This is a genomic window from Rhizobium sp. LC145 (genome assembly GCF_001005825.1).
Lineage (GTDB): Bacteria > Pseudomonadota > Alphaproteobacteria > Rhizobiales > Rhizobiaceae > Neorhizobium.
This window is the reverse complement of sequence record NZ_LBHV01000009.1, coordinates 150,257-168,899: the sequence shown is the minus strand read 5'-3', so window position 1 is coordinate 168,899 and position 18,643 is coordinate 150,257. Positions and strand designations below refer to the sequence as shown.

Genomic DNA, 18,643 nt, shown 5'->3' with positions numbered 1-18,643 from the left:
ACGGAAAAATGCCGCCTTGCCAGAGCGGCAGGCGGCATGGGGATTTCCCCACCTCGTAGGGTTCGATGAAAAAATCAGGCTTCGGTTCTGTGCTCGCTCAGCGCAATCGGCTTGTTTGTCGCGCCAGTCTTCGCGTCATGATGCGCAAGCCTTCTGATCGCCAGAAGCGCCAGCACGGCCCCTGCCCCGAGGATGCCGGTAGACAGCAGGGTCCATGTCGCCTCCGCATGCTGCATCATCAGCGCGAAGGCAAACGGTGCGACCGATCCGACGATCAGGCGCACCGAGGTGATCTGGCCTTGGCGCGCGCCATATCCCTGCGCACCGAACAAAACCAGGGGCAGCGTACCGCCGACGATGCTGTAAAGGCCATTGCCCATGCCGAACAGGACGGCAAACAGGATCGCACCGGCAAAGGACGGCGCCGTGGCAAGCAGAAGAATGAGCGCGACCGGCAGCAGCCCGGCCGAGATGATGGCGAGCGAGAGTTGCGACAGCCCGGCTCCGAAGATCATGTTGATGAAGCGGCTGGCCACCTGCGAGGGTCCGAACAATGCGCCCACGGCAACGCCAGCCAGGCCGAGGCCGAGCGCTGAAAGCATCGGCAGCATGTGGACGAGAACCGCCGAACTGATGAAGCTCTGGAGCGCGAAGGCGACGGCCATGAACAGGAAACCCTTGCCGCGAACCTCTGGTGAGAGGGTTCCCTGAAGGGGTGAATGGGGATGAGTCGCCTCGACATCGGCCGCCTCAGCTTGCCTGATGGTGGTTCGGCGCGACATCCACATATGGATCGGGAAGCATAAGACCACGTGCAGCAGGGCGAAGACGAGATAAACCTGCTGCCAGGTCAGAAAACCATGGAGCCAGGTCGTAAGCGGCCAGAAAATAGTCGAGGCGAAACCGGCGATCAGCGTCAGATAGACGATGCTGCGCTGCGCGGTCCGGGGATGGCGCTGGACCAGCAGCGGAAAGGCCGCGCTGTATTGCACGAGCGTCGAGGCGATTTCTATCGCGAGCAAGGCGGGTACGAAGGCGAGCCCCGAGGGAGCGAGCGCGCAAGCCGCAAGAGCCAGCGCCGCCGCCACCGAGCCGATCGCCATGATGCGACCGGCACCGAAGCGATCGATCCACCGTCCCGCCAAGGGCGCCGCCAGTCCGCCCGTCAGCAATGCCGCCGACAGCGCCGCGTAGATCCATTCGCCAGACCAGCCGAGATCCCGCGCCATGGAAGGCGCGAGAATGGAGAAACTGTAGTAGAGCGTTCCATAGCCGATGATCTGCGTCAGGCCGAGTAAAGCGACATCCATCCAGGACCGCATGTCAGATGGCCCTCAGCCCGATGTCTGACGCCAGCTTCGCCGCCGCTTCCTTGCGCTCGCTGTAACGGTCGGTGAGATAGCCTGAGATGTCGCGCGTCAACAGCGTGAACTTGATCAATTCCTCCATAACATCGACCACCCGATCGTAGTAGGAGGACGGCTTCATGCGGCCTTCCTCGTCAAACTCCTGATATGCCTTGGCGACCGACGACTGGTTGGGGATCGTCACCATCCGCATCCAGCGGCCCAGCACACGCATCTGGTTGACGGCGTTGAAGCTCTGTGAACCGCCCGACACCTGCATGACGGCAAGCGTACGGCCCTGTGTGGGCCGGATCGCTCCCACGGAGAGCGGAATCCAGTCGATCTGCGCCTTCATTACCGCGCTCATCGCACCGTGTCGTTCAGGACTGGTCCAGACCTGACCTTCCGACCAGAGCGACAATTCGCGAAGTTCCCGCACCTTCGGATGATCGACCCCGGCACCGTCGGGCAAGGGAAGATCATGCGGATCGAACACACGGGTCTCCGCGCCGAAATGTTTCAGCAGGCGCTCGGCCTCCAGCGTGAGAAACCGGCTATAGGAGCGCTCACGTAACGAGCCATAGAGCAACAGGATGCGAGGCGGATGACTTGAGGGGGCTGCGCGCAGCCGTTCAAGAGACGGCGCGTCGAGGCTCTTGTCATCGACATTGGGCAGATCACACGGCATCAGCGGTTCGCCTCGGCGACGGCTGCCGTCTTGCCGCCACGTTCGTACCAACCCTTCGAACGGTTGACGATCCAGACGACCGAAAGCATCACCGGCACTTCGATCAGCACGCCGACGACGGTCGCGAGTGCCGCGCCGGAGTGGAAGCCGAAGAGGCTGATTGCGGCCGCAACAGCCAGCTCGAAGAAGTTCGATGCGCCGATGAGGGCCGATGGGCCGGCCACGCAATGCTGCTCGCCGGTGAGCCGGTTGAGCAGATAGGCAAGACCCGAGTTGAAATAGACCTGGATCAGGATCGGCACGGCAAGCAGCCCGATGACCAGCGGCTGGGCTATGATCTGCTCGCCCTGGAAGCCGAACAGCAATACCAGCGTCGCCAAAAGGGCGGCGAGCGAGGCAGGACCGAGCCTTGCCAGAACCCGGTCGAGCGCGGATTGTCCTCCGGCAGCAAGTATCGAGCGACGGACAAGCTGCGCGACGATCACCGGGATCACGATGTAGAGCACGACCGACAGGATGAGCGTATCCCATGGCACGGTGATCGCCGACAGGCCGAGCAGAAGACCGACGATCGGGGCAAAGGCCACCACCATGATGGCGTCGTTGAGGGCAACCTGGCTCAAGGTGAAATGCGGCTCGCCTTTCGTCAGGTTCGACCAGACGAACACCATCGCCGTGCAGGGTGCGGCTGCGAGGATGATGAGACCCGCGATATAGCTGTCGATCTGGTCGGCGGGCAGGTGCGGCCGAAACAGCCAGCCGATGAACAGCCAACCGAGCAGAGCCATGGAGAAGGGCTTCACTGCCCAGTTGACGAACAGCGTCACGCCGATGCCGCGCCAATGGCGGCCGACCTCGCCGAGTGCGGCGAAGTCGATCTTCAGCAGCATGGGAATGACCATCAGCCAGATCAGCAGCGCAACGGGCAGGTTGACCCTGGCGATCTCGGCCGCGCCGATCACCTGAAACACGCCGGGCATGACATGGCCGAGGGCGATGCCGACGACGATGCAGAGCCCGACCCACAGGGTGAGATAGCGTTCAAAACTGGACATGGTTCGCCCTCATTCCGTCACGCGATGGCCCTGCTCGTCCAAGACGCGCTCGCCATCCTCCTTGATGAACGCGCCGCGCTGGGCAGGCAGCAGGTCGAGCACTTCCTCGGAGGGCCGGCAGAGTTTCACGCCCTTCGGGCTGACGACGATCGGGCGATTGATCAGGATCGGATGCGCCATCATCGCGTCGAGAAGCTGGTCGTCGGTCAGGCCCGGATCGCCAAGCCCGAGCTCCGCATAGGGCGTGCCCTTCTCGCGCAGCAGCGCATGGGGGGCGATGCCCATGCGCTCGATGAGCTGCACCAGCATCGCCCGCGACGGCGGCGTCTTCAGATATTCGACGACATGCGGCTCGATGCCGGCATTACGGATCATCGCCAGCGTGTTTCGCGAGGTTCCGCAATCGGGATTGTGATAGATGATAACGTCCATGATGCACCTCACGCAGCGCTGTTTTTGGGTGAAGAAGCACCTTCCGACCGACCGATATCCACGAGCTTTTCCCGAAGCGATACCTTGTCGAGGCTTTCGACCGGGAGTGCGGCGAAGGCGGTGATGCGGTTTTTGAGATAGCGGAAGGCGGTGACGAAGGCCGCTTCCTTCTGGATGTCCGGCCCCTCCACCGCGGCCGGATCCTCGATGCCCCAGTGCGCCGTCATCGGCTGCCCCGGCCAGACCGGGCAGGCCTCGCCGGCGGCGTTGTCGCAGACGGTGAACACGAAATCCATGACGGGCGCATCGGGACTGGCGAACTCCTCCCAGCTTTTGGAGCGGAAACCCTTGGCCGGATAGTCGAAGCTTTGCAGCACCTTCAGCGCGAAGGGATTGACGCCCCCCTTTGGCTGGCTACCCGCCGAAAAGGCGCGGAAGCGGCCGGCGCCATCCTTGGCAAGAATGCTTTCGGCCAGGATCGAGCGGGCGGAATTGCCGGTGCAGAGGAAGAGCACATTGAAGATGCGGTCGGGCTGATGTGCATCAGGCATGACTGGCGCCTTTCGCGGGTTCGCAGCAGGACGACAGCGCGGCAACGGCCGGATTGCAAACCTCGGGGTGGCCCTGGCAGCAGTCGCGCATGAGAAATTCGACCAAGCCGGAGAGCGCCGGATAAGCGGCGCTGTAGATGATCGACCTTCCCTCCCTGCGGGATATGACGAGGCCGGCCTGTTCCAGGTGGCTTAAATGAAAGGACATGCGCGACGAGGACGCCCCGTCCATCGCCTGGCCGATTTCTCCGGCGGCGGAGCCCTGCGGACCGGCTGCCACCAGAAAACGCACTATCCGCAGCCGGGTCTCCTGGGAGAGCGCGGTGAAGGCGTCGAGAGCTTGTTTTTCGTCCATGGTTATCTCAACATCTCAACAGACATTGAGATAATGAATATAGGAAGACGAGCGACGACACCAGCCCCTTTCGGCTGGTGTCGTCGCTTTATTTGAAACCGCCGCGCAGAAGATTCAGGGGCTCGACAGGCAACCGGGTGCCCGATGACGCGAGCCCCCGTCAGCGGCGGGTCAGTTAAGAGGGATGGCGTTGCCGTCCTTGCTTGCCTGATACACTTGTGAAAGCTGATCGTACTTGCGGCTGATCGCGTCAGCGCGTTCCTTCAGCTGCTCACGCTGGGGCTCCGGCATGCCGTCGATGAGTTCGCGGATCGAGAGCGCTCTCCAAAAGGCGTTCCTCCTCTTGTAGCCGCCCGGCTCAAGCGTGAAGACCTCCTTGAGGATCTTCAGGTCGTGAGGAATGGAGAACATGTCGCGCGAATCTTCATGGCTGAAGAAATAATAGAAATTGTCGAAGCCCGCCCATGTAATCGCCGAAAGACACATCGAGCAGGGCTCGTGGGTCGAAAGAAAAATGAGGTCGCGCGTGTCCGGCCGCTCAGCCTCCGCCATTTCATAGAACCGCTTCAGGGTATGCACCTCGCCGTGCCATAGCGGGTTCTCTGTTTCGTTGTTGGTTTCGACGAGCACCGTCGAAAGGTCAGACTTCCTGAGCAGCGCGGCGCCGAAGACCTTGTTGCCGGCCGCAACGCCCACTTCGGTGGCGGGGATGACGCCCTTTTCCATCGTGGTGAGCAGGGCGTCCAGAAGACCGTTCGTTTCTTCCTGTTCAGTCATTTCCATTATTCCTCGAGAGCTAATGCGCTTCGGAAGGTATCAGCGGCACTTCGACACCCTTGGCGTTGTAAAGTTTGCCGTTCAGGAAATAGTCGCCGTCGTGAAGGACCGCGATGTCCTGATAGCGGATCGTCCGTTCGCTTGCCGCCACGAACACCGATTGCTGATCCGAATTGCCGGTGGTGAAATGGTTGAACAGCAGGTTGAGGCAGATCGCCATCAACGCGGCGGAACTGATTCCGGAATGGAAGATGGTCGCCACCCAGGCAGGGAAATGCTCATAGAAGCTCGGAGAGGCGATCGGGATCATGCCGAAGCCGATCGAAGTGGCGACGATGACCAGGTTCATGTTGTTGTTGTAATCCACCTTCGACAGGGTGCGAATCCCGCTAGCGGCAACCGTGCCGAACAGCACGATGCCGGCGCCGCCGAGAACGGCGCTTGGAACCGCCGCGACAATGCGGCCCATCACCGGCAGGAGGCCGAGGGCGACCAGGAAAACCCCGCCAGTTGCCACCACGTAGCGGCTCTTGACGCCGGTCACCGCGACAAGCCCGACATTCTGGGCAAAAGCGCTTTGCGTGAACGAGCCGAACACCGGCGCGATGATGCTCGACAGCATATCGGCTCGAAGACCATCACCCAGTCGCCGCGAATCCACCTTCGTCTCGACGATCTCGCCGACGGCGAGAATATCGGCCGACGTCTCCACGAGCGTCACCATGATGACGATGAACATGGAAATGATGGCGGCGATCTCGAAAGTCGGATAGCCGAAGTGGAAAATCGTCGGGAGGGCGAAGAAGGGACCGTCGGGCACCTGCGAGAAGTCGGCCATGCCGACGACAAAGGCGATGACCGTTCCGATCACCAGCGCCAGCAAGATGGAAAGCCTCGATATCGACGGACTTCCGAGCTTGCTGAGTACCAATACGATCACCAATGTCACAGCAGCCAGTTGGATATTGGCCGGGCTGCCGAAGTCCGGCGAGTTCTTGTTGCCGCCCATCGCCCAGAATGCGGCGACCGGCATGAGCGTCAGTCCGATCGTCGTCACGACGATGCCGGTGACGAGCGGCGGAAAGAAGCGCGTGATCCGCGAAAAGACCGGTGTGATGATCAAGCCGATCAGGGAAGCGGCGATAACCGCGCCGAGAATGGATTGAATGCCGCCATTCCCCGAGATCGCGATCATGGTCGCCACGCCGGAAAAGGAGACGCCCTGAACGAGCGGCAGACGACATCCGAAGAAAGGCAGTCCCAGGGTTTGAAGAATCGTGGCAAGCCCGCCGGCAAAAAGCGAGGCCGTGATAAGCAGGCCCACTTCACCTGCATTCAGCCCCGCGGCCTGCCCCAGGATCAAAGGTACGGCGACGATACCGCCGTACATGGTGAGAACGTGTTGAAGTCCATATGCTAAGTTGGCTCCAATGCTGAGCTTTTCGTCTTCCGGCCGCGCATCCTGTGCCATTTGCTCTTCAGCGTTTGCCAAGGTAATCTCCTCCATACCTTTGCGATCGCCGCCTTTCCTCCAAGGCGGAAGCGAACGATATCGCAGCGAGAAGAGCAAGCCTTACAAAAAAAAGGCGAAACACCTTCAGGGATTCCTGGCATCTCCAGCAACGCAGGGAGAGAGATCGACCCTCGACCCCTCCCCTTGCCCCTACATGGCAAACCGCTCTGCCAGAAAAATCAGCATGAGCACCGGCCCGCCCAAAAGCGCGACCAGCAGGATCGAGGATAGGAGAAGGCCGCCCAGCAGGCGCAAGACTGTTTTACGGTTCATATTTCTTGCCTAAGCCGATCACCGAGGTCCGTTTCAGGCGGTCGCGTATTCCACGGCCGACGAACCCGTTACTAGGTCCTGATCCTGGGCTTCAACAATTGCGGCAGCATTACCTGATGGTCCTTCTTTCCCCGTAATGCTGCCGCAACCTTCGCGGCAGACAAGGACGGGACCGTAGGGGCGATGGACGATGAGACTTCTGTTGATAGAGGACGAGCCGGAATTGGCGAACGCGCTGTCGGCGGCGTTGAAAAAGCACGGGATCGTCACCGACCACACGATGCATCTCGATGACGCATTCGAGCTGACGCGTCAGAACGATTACGATGCGATCCTTCTGGATCGCCGCCTGCCCGACGGCGAAGGACTGACCTTCATCCCGAAGGTAAGGCGAGCAGGCACCGAAACACCGATCATCGTGCTGACGGCGAGAAACGAACCACTGGAGCGAGTGGAAGGGCTGGACGTCGGCGCGGACGATTATCTCGGCAAGCCCTTCCTGGTGGAGGAGCTGATGGCGCGCGTGCGTGCCGTGCTGAGACGCCCGTCCAGTCTGGCGGAATCGAGCATCGCTGTCGGGCGGATGGTAATCGACCCGTTGCATCTGAACGTAGCAATCGCCTCCACACCCTTCGACCTGCCCCGGCGCGAACTCCTCGTGCTCGCGGCACTTGCCAAAAGAAAAGACAAAACCGTTCTTCGGTCGACGCTCGAAGCGGCGGTCTACAATTACGAGGAAGAAATTCAGTCCAATGCACTCGACGCGCATATTTCCAGGCTGCGGAGACGCCTGCAGGATGCCGGCGCCGGCGTTGCGATCCACAATATCCGGGGCGTCGGATATCTCCTGAGGGAAGAGTGATGCGCCTGGCGGACAGAATAAATCCATCGCTTTGGTGGAGACTGAGCTGGCAGCTCAGTCTGGTCATTATCGCTGTCGTCGTCGCAGTCATCATCGGGCTTTGCATCTGGGCCACCACGGTCGTCTCACCGAATGTCGCCAGGGAAGATACGATTACCGCTGTCATCGCGGGAGCGGTGGAGCCTGATGCGCAAGGCAGGCTTCAGCTTCGCGAAACACCTGAACTCAAGGCGCTCAACCAGGAGCATCGCAGGCTTTGGTATATCGTAGCGACAACCGACGGGACTTCCGTTTCCTACGGCGTCGTCCCGCAAGTCTACACCGAGATCGCACACCTGACGCACCTGTTCCAGGATGCGGATCTACGAGGATCAAAGAGCACAACTGAGATCGCGTCGATCGAAAACGTGGAGACGGTGGTCGGAGAAGTCCGAATTCTGTTTGGCGGCTTCAACGACTTAGGCTGGCCCGCTCTGGCGCTTCTCGCCAGGAGCTATCCGATCTACATACCTTTGGTCGCAATCGCCGTGCCTACCATTTTCCTCAGCGTCTTCCTTATCGTGAGGCATGCGGTGGCGAGGGTGAGTGATGTCGCTCAAAAGGCGTCGGAGATCGAACCGCGCCGGCCGGAAGCGCGCCTGCCGGTGGACGGCATCCCCAAGGAAATCGCACCGCTCGTGGTGGCGTTCAACGGAACGCTCGGGCGGCTTGAGGATGAGTTCAGGAAGCGCCAACGCTTCTTGATCGATGCGGCGCATGAACTGAGAACGCCGATCGCGATCATGCAGACGCGGATCGACGGCATGCCCGAGGGTCAGGAGCGCAGGCGTTTGCTGGACGACGTCGCACGCTTGGCGGAAACCGCAGAACAGCTCCTCGATTTCGAGCGCAACGACCAGGCGAGCGATCTCCATGAGGCGGTCGATCTCGTCGAGATCGCACGGATGATCGTCGCGGATCTCGCGCCGCTGGCAATTGCCGCTGGATACCAGATCGCCTTTCAAAGCGACGTGGAGAGCCTTGAACGCAATGGCAACCGTCCCGCCCTGCAAAGCGCCATCGGCAATCTGGTGCGTAATGCCATCGATCACGGCGGCAACGAAGGAATGATCACCGTTTCGGTCTCTCGGGCCGGGATGGTTTCGGTGAGAGACGAAGGGCCGGGGATACCGGTTGAGCACCAGGAGCTGGTATTCGAGCCTTTCTATCGCGTCACGCCCAAAAGCAAGGGCGCCGGCCTCGGCCTGAGCCTTGTAAAGCAGATCGTCGCCAATCATCGAGGGCAAGTCAGTCTTAAAAGCGGTTCGACCGGAACGCAGGTGGCAATTGAGCTCTGATGGCCGGTTTGATGACCAGGCTTCTAAGCATTTCTGCGATTTCCATCTCTGTTCGGGTGCCCCTGTAATGTTGCCGCAATTCTTCATTCGCACTTTCGCCGCGGATCATCCCTCATGGAGACAGAGCGTGCGCAGCATTCCATCCAACAAATCACTTCTGCGACTTGTCGCGGCAAAGTCCTCGCCGTTGTGTCTATGCCTGGCTCTGCCGCTGGCGATGGCGATAAGCGGATGCACCTCGGTGCCCTTGAAGGAGGGCGGAACGCTTACCTCCTACAGCAATCTTGGTGCTCCAAAGGGGAAATTCTCCAAGAAACGGCTTTACGTCGATGGGCAAGGTCTCGCCGCCGTGAAGACGGCCAGCATCGTGCCGACGACCTTCTCCTTCAGCGCCGCGTCCCGCATCAAGTCGCAAGCCGATCGCTCATTGGTGTCCAACGCGCTGGACCGGGCACTTTGCGTCGCGCTGAGCGACAGATACCAAATGGTGCCGGCCGGGCAGCCAGCCGATCTGACCGTCCGATCCGTCGTCACGGATATCGTTCCGACGAACAAGACAATGGCGGGCGTTGCAACCGTCGTGACCGTGGGCAGCAGTTTTGCCCTGCCCGTCAGCGTGCCTCGTCTGCCTTACGGCCTCGGCGGACTTGCCGTCGAGGCGGAGGCAGCCGACAACAGCGGCACGCAGCGCGCTGCGATGGTGTGGGCTCGCGGCGCAAATTCGATCCAGAACAGTCCCCGCGTTTCCGAGGTGGGAGACGCCTATGGTCTGGCGACGAAATTTGCCGGCGACTTTTCGAAGATGCTGATCACAGGCAAGGAGCCGAAAGGGCTGGATCTGGATCTCTCGCTTCCATCGCGGCAGCGGGTGCAGTCCTGGCTCGGCGGAAAGCCAAAATACGCCGCCTGTGACGCATTCGGCCGATCGCCCGGCTTGGTGGGAGCCGTGGCCAGCAAGTATGGCGCGCCGCCGCAATGGACCGAGAAGAAACCCAAGCCGTCCGTAACGCACTGAAGCCCACAGAAAGAACGTCTCGAGTTGATTTTCCCCGCGCGACCGGTTAGCCCGTCTTTTAGCAGAAACCGGTCGCATCACCTATGTCATACGCCCAGCGAACCAAGGCACTCGTAGAGCGTGTTCAGGAAGTCGCGGCCAGCCTGACCGAAACGGAACAGCGGCTGATCTCCGAACTCCTGAAGGCGCCGCGCGAGATCGCGCTCGGAACCTCCAGCGAATTTGCCGCAAGGCTGGGCGTACATGAAGCCACGACATCGCGCCTGTCGCGAAAGCTCGGCTTTACCTCATACGCGCAGTTCCGCGCTCACCTGCGCGACGAATTCCTGCGCGATTCAGCTCCGGCCAGTCGGATTTCGGCAACCCTCAGCGATACGCGATCGCAAGGTTTCCTCCCCCTTTTGATCGAGCAGGAGCTCGCGGCCCTGGCCGCGGTTTCCGACCATGTGACGGACGACCAGATCATCAAGGCGGCTACCCTGCTCGACCGCGACAGGGTACTCATCTACGGGCATGGAAATGCGGAAACGCTGGCGGTGCTGATGGAACGCCGGCTGCGCCGGCTCGGCACCACGACACAACGGCTGACCGGCAACCGGCGCGACCTTGCCGAGCAGATGCTGACGGTCGGGCCGAAGGATTGTGTGCTGCTCTTCGCCTTCCGCCGCCAGCCGCCGGACTACACCCATGTCATGGAAATAGCCCAGGAGATGAAGGCGCCGGCCCTGGTCATTTCCGGAACGATCGGCCCCTCGCTGCAGCCGAAGCCCGATCTCTTGCTGTCCGCGCCGCGCGCCGGCAGCCGCGACAGCTATCAGACGCTGACCGTTCCGATGGCACTTTGCAACGCTGTCATCCTCGCACTCGCAGATCGCAAGGGAGCCGATGCGCTCGCCAAACTCGATCGGCTTGGCGAGCTCATAACAAAATTTGAGGGGTGATTTGCAAGTAAACTTGCACGTCATAAAAATGTAGCAAGAAAACTATACATGGGCTATATATCCACCCAAGAGGAGACGCCCATGTACAAGATACTTGCACCGCTCTGCGCGCTTGCGCTGGCGACCACAGCCCATGCCCAAGATCTCGACAGCCAATCCACCGCAGAATTGCTGCCTCAGGCGCAGAAGGAAGCCAAGGTGACGGTCTATGCCTTCACCAGCCGCATCGGCCGCGTCGAGAAGGCCTTCGAAACCGCCTATCCGGGCATCGACATGGTGACCTTCGACATGTCGTCGACCGAGCAGATCGCCCGCATCAAGAGCGAGGCCGCCGCCGGCGTGGCAGGCGCCGACGTCATTTACATTTCCGATGCCCCGGTCGTGCTCACCGAACTGCTCAGCCAGGACCTCGTTGCACCCTATGTGCCGCCGCGCGTCGCCGGTGACCTGCCCGAACACTTCAAATCCCCGCTTCTGGCCCAACGCCTCTCCACCAAGGTGCTGATGTATAACGAGGAAGCACATCCGGACGGCTCGCCGGTCAAGAACATCTGGGCTCTCACGACGCCCGCATGGAAGGGCCGCGTGATCATGGTCGATCCGCTGCAGCGTGGCGACTATCTCGATCTCATGACGGAGCTCGTGCTGAAGTCGGACGACATGGCCAAGGCGTACGAAGCCACGTTCGGCAAGCCGATCAAGCTTGGCGCCGGCGTCGAAAACGCCGGAGAGCAGTTCATTGCCGACCTGTTCGCCAACGATCTGGTGCTCGTCGGCTCCACCGACGACGTCAACAAGGCGATCGGTGCCAAAGGCCAGCAGAACCCGCCGATCGGCTTCACCAGCTATTCCGACCGTCGCGACAACGAGGACGAAGGCTGGGCGCTGCAGGTTGCAAACGACGTGGAGCCTTCCAACGGCATCGTCTTCCCGGCCTTCCTCGCGCTCAATCCGAAGGCAGCCAATCCGGCCGCCGCACGGCTCGCCATCGACTTCATGATGGGAGACGAGAGCGAAACCGGCGGAGACGGCTTCAAGCCCTTCTATGTCGCCGGCGACTGGCCGACCCGCACGGATATTGCCCCGCATCCCGATGCCGTTCCGCTCGCCGACTTCAAAGGCTGGCAGATCGACCCCGCCAAGACGGCAAAGATCCGTGCCGAAGTCGCCGACTTCATCCTCGCGCTGCAGTAAATCCTGATAGGCGGAGCGGGCGCGCAAGCGTCCGTTTCCTCCGGAGCTCCGCATGACAATCCCGCTTCGCCGCCTGGGCTCGCCCCTCGCACGTCACGGCCTGACCATCGCCATGGCCGTGATCCTCATCGCTTTGGTGGCCGCTCCTCTCGTCACGATCCTCATCCAGACCCTGCAGCCTGCATCCGGTGCCGCAGCATGGATGGATGTGCTTACGGGCCGCCTTTCCCAAAACCTGTTCTGGCGCCCGACCGCCAATACCATGATCATCGGGCTGGGAGTTGCCGCCGGTTGCGTGCTGCTTGGCGGCTTCCTCGCCTGGCTGGTGGTGATGACCGATATTCCCGGCCGACCAGCCGTCGCCTTCATGGCCACCCTTCCATTCATGATCCCGAGTTTCGCGACCGCGCTCGCCTGGGGCAGCGTCTTCCGCAACGGCCGTGTCGGTGGCGGGGGCGGGCTGCTCGAAGGTCTCGGTTTCAGCGTACCCGACTGGCTTTCCTGGGGCATGGTGCCGACGATCATCGTACTCATCGCCCACTACTATGCGCTTGCCTTCACCGTCATCGCCGCAGCGCTCGCCACGGTCAACGGCGATCTCGTCGAGGCGGCGCAGATGACCGGAGCCTCGCGCAAGCGCATCCTGCTGGGCATCGTCCTGCCGGTGGTCGCCCCGGCCATCATCGCGGGCGGCTCGCTCGCTTTCGCAGGCGCAGTGTCGAACTTCGCGGCCCCTGCCCTGCTCGGTCTGCCCGTTCGCATGCAGACCCTATCGACCCGTCTGTTCGGCATGATCGAGATCGGCCAGACGGAACGTGGCTACGTGCTCGCCATCCTGCTGATCACAATCTCCGCGGTTTTTCTGGGATTTGGCAACCGGATCCTGAACAGCCGGCGCAGCTTCGCCACCATCAGCGGCAAGGGGGCCAGGCCGCGCCGCTTCTCCCTTGGCGGCGCAAGGCTGCCGTTGGCGATACTTGCATGGGCCATCTGCATCCTCACCACCATCCTGCCAATCCTGCTTCTGCTTGCCGCAAGCCTTGCTCCGTCATCGTTGTCGCTCTTCTCGGGCTGGTCACTGCATTACTGGATCGGCCACTCCGATCCCGCTTTCGCCCGCGGCCAGCCCGGGATTTTCCACAACCCGCAACTGATCTCCGCGCTCACGACGACGGTGATGCTCGGAGCGATCGTAGCTGTCGCCGCTAATCTTCTCGGCATTCTCATCGCGGTCGCGCTCACCCGCCAGAAAGTGCCGGTGCTGAGCAATCTGGTGTCTCAGATGAGCTTTCTGCCAATGCTTTTGCCCGGCATCGCCTTCGCCGCCGCCTACATAGCTCTCTACGGCGCCCCGATCGGCCCGCTGCCGGCGCTCTATGGCACGAAGCTGCTGCTCGCGCTCGCACTGACCGCCGCCATGCTGCCTTTCGCGGTGCAGACCGGGCGGGCAACCGTGGCACAGATCTCCGGCGACATCGACGAGGCCGCCCGCATGACCGGCGCGGGGTTCTTCCGCCGACTGGGAGCGATCACCCTGCCGCTTGCCATCCGCGGGCTTGCGGCCGGCCTGCTGATCTCCTTCGTCAATGTCATCGGCGACCTGGCGATCACCATCCTGCTCTATACACCGACGTCACCGATGCTGGCGGTCCTATCCTACAGCTATGCCTCGGACGGCTTTCACCAGTTCGCCAACGCGGTCACACTCGTCATTCTCGTCATCTCCATGCTGGCCACCGGCGCCGCCACGCTGCTGCACGGCCGCCGGCGTCAGAACTTTGCCTGAGGCTCCGCCCCGTGATTTCGCTCAACCAGGTCTTCAAATCATTCGCAGGCACCAATGCCGTCGACGACGTCAGCTTCTCGGTGCCGGAGGGCGCCTTCCTGGTGCTGCTCGGCCCGTCCGGCTGCGGCAAAAGCACCATGCTGCGCATGCTGGCGGGGCTCGACCAGCCGACCGGCGGACAAATCCGCTTCGGCGACACCCTCGTGGCCGACGGTCAATCCGGCTTCGCCCTTCCGCCCGCCAGACGCAATGCCGGCCTCGTCTTCCAGTCCTATGCCCTCTGGCCGCACATGACGGTGGCCGGCAATATCGAATGGCCCCTCAAGGTGGCAAAAATTCCCCCTGAGGAACGACGAAGCCGGATCACGGCCGCCATGGAAATGCTCGGCATTTCGCAATTCGCCGACCGCTATCCCGGCGAGATCTCCGGCGGCCAGCAGCAGCGCGTGGCGCTGGCCCGCATGATCGCTCCCCGGCCGAGGATCATGCTCTTTGATGAACCGCTATCCAATCTCGACGCCACGCTGCGCGTCGAGATGCGGCTGGAGCTCCTGAAGGTCCATGCCGCAAGCGGCGCCACCTCCGTCTACGTCACGCATGATCAGGTCGAGGCGATGACGATGGCGACGCATGTGGCGGTGATGAACCGAGGGCGGATCGAACAGTTCGATGCGCCCGAACGCCTGCTTGCAGACCCGTCTTCGGCTTTCGTCGCCGGCTTCGTCGGCACGCCGCCGGCCAATCTCATTCCGATAGCCGACGGCAAATGGTTCGGCACCATGCCCGACCCGGGCCTGCCCAATGTCACGGGACACGCCATGGTGCGCCCCGAGACGATCTATCTGGTCGATAAGCCAGACCCGCGCACGCTGACCCTTACACTTGCCGAAATCGTGCCCATGGCCGGCCGCCGCCTGGTGACCGGCATCGCCGACGGCATCCGGATCACCGCGATTTCGGACGACGCGAACCGAATTCCGCCGGAGCTGCACTTTCGCCTGCCAGCCGCGCCGGCGGCGATTTTCGATAGGGAAGGAAACCGTATTTCATGAAACGCATTCTATTGGTGCGACACGGCGAAAGCGAATGGAACGCTGTCCGCCGCCTGCAAGGCCAGGCCGATATCGGACTTTCGCAACGGGGCGAGCAACAGGCCTGCGCGCTGGGCCCGATGATCGCGACCTACAATCCCGACCTCGTTCTCACATCCGACCTGAACCGCGCGGCAAGGACCGCTGCATTGCTCGGCTATCCGGATGCGATCAGGGAACCCCTGCTGCGCGAGCAGAATGTCGGAGCGTGGACGGGCGCTAAGATCGCACACTTGCTGGCGGAGACACCGGACGACTATGCAGGCTGGCGGGCCGGAACCTTCGCCCCGGAAAACGGGGAAATCTGGGCCGATTTCCGCGCCCGTGTCGGGCGCGCAATGAAGCGCGCGATCGAAGCGAAGGAAGAGACCGTCTTGCTCGTCTGCCATGGTGGCGTGATACGCGCCGCGCTCGACGGCGCGCTCGGGCTCCCGCCGGCCCGCATCATCCCGGCCGGCCCCGCAAGCCTCACGATCCTCGCTTTCCCGAAGGACGACGCGAGGCTCGAAGTCTTCAACGCCACCACATTCGCGCCGCTGCTCGACGCACCGGACTGAGCCCGACCTGGCATGATAAAAGACGCTGTGTTCAGCGATCTGGCTCCGGGGCGGTGAGGTAGCTGATCACCGCGTCAGAGATCAATTTTTTGTGGCGATCGTAGAATTCCGGAGCGGAAAGATCGCGGCGGAAGATCGTCCCGAACGTATACCTGTTCGACACCCGGAAAAAGCAGAAGGCGCTGATCAGCATATGAATGTCGACGGGATCGGCGTCCCGCAAGAACGTGCCTTCGGCCACGCCTCGCCGGATGATGGCTTCGATCATCTCGATCACAGAGACGTTCAGGTCACGGATCGCTTCCGAGCGCAGCATATGCGCCGCATGGTGGATATTCTCGATGCTGACGAGGCGCACGAATTCGGGATTGGCCTCGTCATGGTCGAAAGTCGTCGAGATCAGCGTCCGGAGCGCCTCTTCCGGCGGCAGGTTGGCGAGCTCGAGATCGGCTTCCAGCGTGCGGATCTTGCGGTAGGAACGCTCGAGGACGGCGAGGTAGAGCCCTTCCTTGCTCCCGAAATAATAATAGATCATCCGTTTGGAGGTACGGGTCTTTTCGGCGATCGCATCGACCCGCCCGCCGGCCAGGCCGTGCGTGGCGAACTCCTCCGTAGCGACGTCCAGAATGTCCTCCTGGGTGCGTTGCGGATCGTTTTTTCTGCCGTTCTCGCGCTTCGCCGCCATCCTCAACGCCGCTTTCGTTTTGCCTGTCGCCTGCCTTCGGTCGAGAGATGCCGGCGAGCCTGAATCTGCTCACTCTTTATTTTCTGCATCTTTTCCAAAGTCATAGCGGGCTTACCGATAGCTTTCAATAGATGCCGCTTGACATACTCACTAGTTCGTACATTTTGATGAGATGTCAGCCGGTTCCTGAGGAGGCGACCGGTGACGGAGGGCATCTTGTCAAGGTAGGTCAAAGGGCGACTGTTTCGCAGTTGCCATTTCGCCATCCCTAACAAGGCCTCGGGAGGACTGCCGGACATGACACGAATTATCGATTTCTACTTCCTCGCCCTGAAGGTCGCCATCGCGCTGCTTCTGGCTGCAATGATCGTTCTCGTCTTCGGGAATGTGATCCTTCGTTATGCCTTCAATCAAGGCATCACCACTTCCGAGGAACTTTCCCGCGTCTTCTTCGTCTGGCTGACCTTTCTCGGCGCTGTAGTCGCGATGCGAGAGCACGGGCATCTCGGTGTCGATTCGCTTCTCAAGCGGTTGCCACCGCGCAGTGCACGGATCGCCGTGCTGCTCGGACAGGGACTGATGCTGATCGCCACCTGGCTGATGATCAGCGGAAGCTGGACCCAGACCCTCATCAATCTGCCGGCCGGCATGCCGGCGACCGGCATTTCAATGGGCTGGTTCTATGGCGCCGGGCTCGCCTTCGGCATTCCGACTTTCCTGATCATTCTCTGGGACATGTTCCAGGTGGCGACCGGCCGCATCGATCTGGCAACGGCGCAACTCGTCCGCGATAGCGAGGAAGAGATTGCCCATCCCGATGCGGCGGCCACCGCCTCCGGCGCGACCAAGGCCTGAGGGGAGACGCAAGATGACGCTTACGATCTTCCTCGGCGCTCTTCTCGGTCCCATGGCGCTCGGCGTGCCGATCGCCTTTGCGCTCATCCTCAGCGGTGTCGCGCTGATGATGTACATGGACATCTTCGACGCGCAGATCGTCGCGCAGAACGTACTGAACGGCGCAGACAGCTTCCCGCTGATGGCCGTGCCCTTCTTCTTGCTCGCCGGCGAGGTGATGAACACCGGCGGACTTTCGAAGCGGATCGTCAATCTCGCCATGGCGCTTGTAGGCCATCTTCGCGGCGGCCTCGGCTTCGTGGCGATCTTCGCGGCCTGTGTGCTGTCGAGCCTTTCCGGCTCGGCCGTGGCCGATGCCGCGGCTCTCGGCGCGCTGCTCTTTCCCATGATGCTGAAATCCGGCCATGATCCGGCCCGCAGCGGCGGTCTTCTTGCATCCGCCTCGGTCATCGGCCCGATCATTCCACCCTCGATCGGCTTCATTCTTTATGGCGTCGTCGGCGGCGTCTCGATCACCAAGCTCTTCCTCGCCGGCATCGTGCCTGGCCTGTTGATCGCCGCTGCACTCTGCATCACCTGGATGATCATCGCCCGCAAGGAGCAGTTCGAGCTGCCGGCAAGACAGAGCAGGGAGGTTCGGCTCAAGGCATTCCTGGATGCCGCCTGGGCGCTGATGCTGCCGGTCATCATCATCGTCGGGCTGAAGTTCGGCGTCTTCACGCCGACCGAGGCCGGCGTCGTGGCGGCCGTCTATTCGCTGTTCGTCTCGATGGTCATCTACCGCGAGCTGCCGCCTTCACAGCTCTTCCCGGTCTTCGTCTCAGCCGCGAAGATCACCGCTGTCGTCATGTTCCTTGTCGCTTGCGCCGCCGTTTCGGCCTGGTTGATCACGGTTGCCGACGTCCCGGGCGATCTCGTCAGTCTCCTCGAGCCGCTGATGGACAACCAGACGCTGCTGCTGATCGCGATCATGGTGCTTATCGTGCTCGTCGGCACCGCCATGGACATGACCCCGACCATCCTTGTGATGACGCCGGTGCTGATGCCGATCATCAAGCAAGCGGGCATCGACCCGGTCTATTTCGGCGTGCTGTTCATCATCAACAATTCGATCGGTCTCATCACGCCGCCGGTCGGCACCGTGCTCAACGTCATCTGCGGTGTCGCCAAGCTGTCGATGGAAAATCTCATGAAGGGTGTGATGCCCTTCATGATCGCCGAACTGATCGTCCTCTTCCTTCTCGTCCTCTTCCCGCAACTGGTGACCGTGCCGGTCGCCTGGTTCGGACATTGAGGGCGAAAGGAGAGAACAACCGATTTCAACCGGCCG

General features: G+C 61.7%; 20 protein-coding genes. 10 read left to right on the top strand and 10 right to left on the bottom strand.

Annotated features, from left to right (window positions below):
• Positions 1-74: 74 nt before the first annotated feature.
• The 9 genes from arsK to YH62_RS31050 form a co-directional block, all read right to left on the bottom strand.
• Positions 75-1,310, bottom strand: a complete 1,236-nt coding sequence (arsK, locus tag YH62_RS22775; protein WP_245282158.1) for an arsenite efflux MFS transporter ArsK — start codon at positions 1,308-1,310, stop codon at positions 75-77.
• 13 nt (positions 1,311-1,323) lie between these two features.
• Positions 1,324-2,034 carry an arsenical resistance protein ArsH gene (arsH, locus tag YH62_RS22770; protein ID WP_046796574.1) on the bottom strand — a complete coding sequence of 237 codons (711 nt, stop codon included), beginning with the start codon at positions 2,032-2,034 and terminating at the stop codon, positions 1,324-1,326.
• Positions 2,034-3,089 carry an ACR3 family arsenite efflux transporter gene (gene arsB, locus YH62_RS22765; protein WP_046796573.1) on the bottom strand — a complete coding sequence of 352 codons (1,056 nt, stop codon included), beginning with the start codon at positions 3,087-3,089 and terminating at the stop codon, positions 2,034-2,036. Before arsB ends, arsH begins: the two co-directional genes overlap by 1 nt.
• Before the next feature lie 9 nt (positions 3,090-3,098).
• Positions 3,099-3,521, bottom strand: a complete 423-nt coding sequence (gene arsC / locus YH62_RS22760) for an arsenate reductase (glutaredoxin) (protein WP_046796572.1) — start codon at positions 3,519-3,521, stop codon at positions 3,099-3,101.
• 8 nt (positions 3,522-3,529) lie between these two features.
• Positions 3,530-4,072 carry an arsenate reductase ArsC gene (locus YH62_RS22755; RefSeq protein ID WP_046796571.1) on the bottom strand — a complete coding sequence of 181 codons (543 nt, stop codon included), beginning with the start codon at positions 4,070-4,072 and terminating at the stop codon, positions 3,530-3,532.
• Entirely contained in the window at positions 4,065-4,427 is a 363-nt protein-coding gene (locus YH62_RS22750) for a metalloregulator ArsR/SmtB family transcription factor (protein ID WP_046796570.1), read from the bottom strand. The genes YH62_RS22755 and YH62_RS22750 overlap by 8 nt, the downstream gene beginning before the upstream one ends.
• 171 nt (positions 4,428-4,598) lie before the next feature.
• Positions 4,599-5,204, bottom strand: a complete 606-nt coding sequence (locus YH62_RS22745) for a nucleoside deaminase (RefSeq protein WP_137326685.1) — start codon at positions 5,202-5,204, stop codon at positions 4,599-4,601.
• A gap of 19 nt (positions 5,205-5,223) precedes the next feature.
• Positions 5,224-6,696: a nucleobase:cation symporter-2 family protein gene (locus tag YH62_RS22740; RefSeq protein ID WP_046796647.1), complete on the bottom strand. Its 1,473-nt coding sequence runs from the start codon at positions 6,694-6,696 to the stop codon at positions 5,224-5,226.
• A gap of 171 nt (positions 6,697-6,867) precedes the next feature.
• Positions 6,868-6,990 (bottom strand): hypothetical protein, encoded by a 123-nt coding sequence (locus tag YH62_RS31050; RefSeq protein ID WP_280950076.1) that lies wholly within the window; start codon positions 6,988-6,990, stop codon positions 6,868-6,870.
• Positions 6,991-7,180: 190 nt separating this feature from the next.
• Here YH62_RS31050 and YH62_RS22735 point away from each other — a divergent pair, with 190 nt between their 5' ends.
• The 8 genes from YH62_RS22735 (at position 7,181) to YH62_RS22700 (ending at position 15,773) form a co-directional block, all read left to right on the top strand.
• Entirely contained in the window at positions 7,181-7,852 is a 672-nt protein-coding gene (locus tag YH62_RS22735; RefSeq protein ID WP_046796568.1) for a response regulator transcription factor, read from the top strand.
• Complete coding sequence (locus YH62_RS22730; protein WP_046796567.1) at positions 7,852-9,189, top strand: HAMP domain-containing sensor histidine kinase; 1,338 nt, start codon at positions 7,852-7,854, stop codon at positions 9,187-9,189. Before YH62_RS22735 ends, YH62_RS22730 begins: the two co-directional genes overlap by 1 nt.
• Positions 9,190-9,406: 217 nt before the next feature.
• Positions 9,407-10,204 (top strand): DUF3313 domain-containing protein, encoded by a 798-nt coding sequence (locus YH62_RS22725; protein WP_245282164.1) that lies wholly within the window; start codon positions 9,407-9,409, stop codon positions 10,202-10,204.
• Between the two features lie 83 nt (positions 10,205-10,287).
• Entirely contained in the window at positions 10,288-11,145 is an 858-nt protein-coding gene (locus YH62_RS22720; RefSeq protein WP_046796566.1) for a MurR/RpiR family transcriptional regulator, read from the top strand.
• Positions 11,146-11,226: 81 nt separating this feature from the next.
• Entirely contained in the window at positions 11,227-12,339 is a 1,113-nt protein-coding gene (locus tag YH62_RS22715) for an ABC transporter substrate-binding protein (protein WP_046796565.1), read from the top strand.
• Positions 12,340-12,391: 52 nt separating this feature from the next.
• Entirely contained in the window at positions 12,392-14,125 is a 1,734-nt protein-coding gene (locus YH62_RS22710) for an iron ABC transporter permease (protein ID WP_046796564.1), read from the top strand.
• An 11-nt stretch (positions 14,126-14,136) separates the two neighbouring features.
• Complete coding sequence (locus YH62_RS22705) at positions 14,137-15,177, top strand: ABC transporter ATP-binding protein (RefSeq protein WP_046796563.1); 1,041 nt, start codon at positions 14,137-14,139, stop codon at positions 15,175-15,177.
• Positions 15,174-15,773: a histidine phosphatase family protein gene (locus YH62_RS22700; protein ID WP_046796562.1), complete on the top strand. Its 600-nt coding sequence runs from the start codon at positions 15,174-15,176 to the stop codon at positions 15,771-15,773. Before YH62_RS22705 ends, YH62_RS22700 begins: the two co-directional genes overlap by 4 nt.
• 31 nt (positions 15,774-15,804) lie before the next feature.
• On the opposite strand, the gene YH62_RS22695 is transcribed toward YH62_RS22700, so the two are convergent.
• Positions 15,805-16,458: a TetR family transcriptional regulator gene (locus YH62_RS22695; protein WP_046796561.1), complete on the bottom strand. Its 654-nt coding sequence runs from the start codon at positions 16,456-16,458 to the stop codon at positions 15,805-15,807.
• 297 nt (positions 16,459-16,755) lie between these two features.
• Between YH62_RS22695 and YH62_RS22685 the strand changes: the two genes are divergently transcribed.
• Together YH62_RS22685 and YH62_RS22680 are read left to right on the top strand one after the other, a co-directional pair.
• Complete coding sequence (locus YH62_RS22685) at positions 16,756-17,313, top strand: TRAP transporter small permease (RefSeq protein ID WP_046796559.1); 558 nt, start codon at positions 16,756-16,758, stop codon at positions 17,311-17,313.
• Positions 17,314-17,326: 13 nt separating this feature from the next.
• The gene (locus YH62_RS22680) at positions 17,327-18,607 is read left to right on the top strand and encodes a TRAP transporter large permease subunit (RefSeq protein WP_046796558.1); all 1,281 of its coding nucleotides are present in this window, start codon (positions 17,327-17,329) and stop codon (positions 18,605-18,607) included.
• Positions 18,608-18,643: the final 36 nt, after the last annotated feature.

Excerpts from the sequence above, each read along its gene's own strand:
- arsK (WP_245282158.1), bottom strand. The coding sequence starts at position 1,310 with ATGGATGTCGCTTTACTCGGCCTGACGCAGATCATCGGCTATGGAACG.
- arsH (WP_046796574.1), bottom strand. The coding sequence starts at position 2,034 with ATGCCGTGTGATCTGCCCAATGTCGATGACAAGAGCCTCGACGCGCCG.
- arsB (WP_046796573.1), bottom strand. The coding sequence starts at position 3,089 with ATGTCCAGTTTTGAACGCTATCTCACCCTGTGGGTCGGGCTCTGCATC.
- arsC (WP_046796572.1), bottom strand. The coding sequence starts at position 3,521 with ATGGACGTTATCATCTATCACAATCCCGATTGCGGAACCTCGCGAAAC.
- YH62_RS22755 (WP_046796571.1), bottom strand. The coding sequence starts at position 4,072 with ATGCCTGATGCACATCAGCCCGACCGCATCTTCAATGTGCTCTTCCTC.
- YH62_RS22750 (WP_046796570.1), bottom strand. The coding sequence starts at position 4,427 with ATGGACGAAAAACAAGCTCTCGACGCCTTCACCGCGCTCTCCCAGGAG.
- YH62_RS22745 (WP_137326685.1), bottom strand. The coding sequence starts at position 5,204 with ATGACTGAACAGGAAGAAACGAACGGTCTTCTGGACGCCCTGCTCACC.
- YH62_RS31050 (WP_280950076.1), bottom strand. The coding sequence starts at position 6,990 with ATGAACCGTAAAACAGTCTTGCGCCTGCTGGGCGGCCTTCTCCTATCC.
- YH62_RS22735 (WP_046796568.1), top strand. The coding sequence starts at position 7,181 with ATGAGACTTCTGTTGATAGAGGACGAGCCGGAATTGGCGAACGCGCTG.
- YH62_RS22730 (WP_046796567.1), top strand. The coding sequence starts at position 7,852 with ATGCGCCTGGCGGACAGAATAAATCCATCGCTTTGGTGGAGACTGAGC.
- YH62_RS22725 (WP_245282164.1), top strand. The coding sequence starts at position 9,407 with ATGGCGATAAGCGGATGCACCTCGGTGCCCTTGAAGGAGGGCGGAACG.
- YH62_RS22720 (WP_046796566.1), top strand. The coding sequence starts at position 10,288 with ATGTCATACGCCCAGCGAACCAAGGCACTCGTAGAGCGTGTTCAGGAA.
- YH62_RS22715 (WP_046796565.1), top strand. The coding sequence starts at position 11,227 with ATGTACAAGATACTTGCACCGCTCTGCGCGCTTGCGCTGGCGACCACA.
- YH62_RS22710 (WP_046796564.1), top strand. The coding sequence starts at position 12,392 with ATGACAATCCCGCTTCGCCGCCTGGGCTCGCCCCTCGCACGTCACGGC.
- YH62_RS22700 (WP_046796562.1), top strand. The coding sequence starts at position 15,174 with ATGAAACGCATTCTATTGGTGCGACACGGCGAAAGCGAATGGAACGCT.
- YH62_RS22695 (WP_046796561.1), bottom strand. The coding sequence starts at position 16,458 with ATGGCGGCGAAGCGCGAGAACGGCAGAAAAAACGATCCGCAACGCACC.
- YH62_RS22685 (WP_046796559.1), top strand. The coding sequence starts at position 16,756 with ATGACACGAATTATCGATTTCTACTTCCTCGCCCTGAAGGTCGCCATC.
- YH62_RS22680 (WP_046796558.1), top strand. The coding sequence starts at position 17,327 with ATGACGCTTACGATCTTCCTCGGCGCTCTTCTCGGTCCCATGGCGCTC.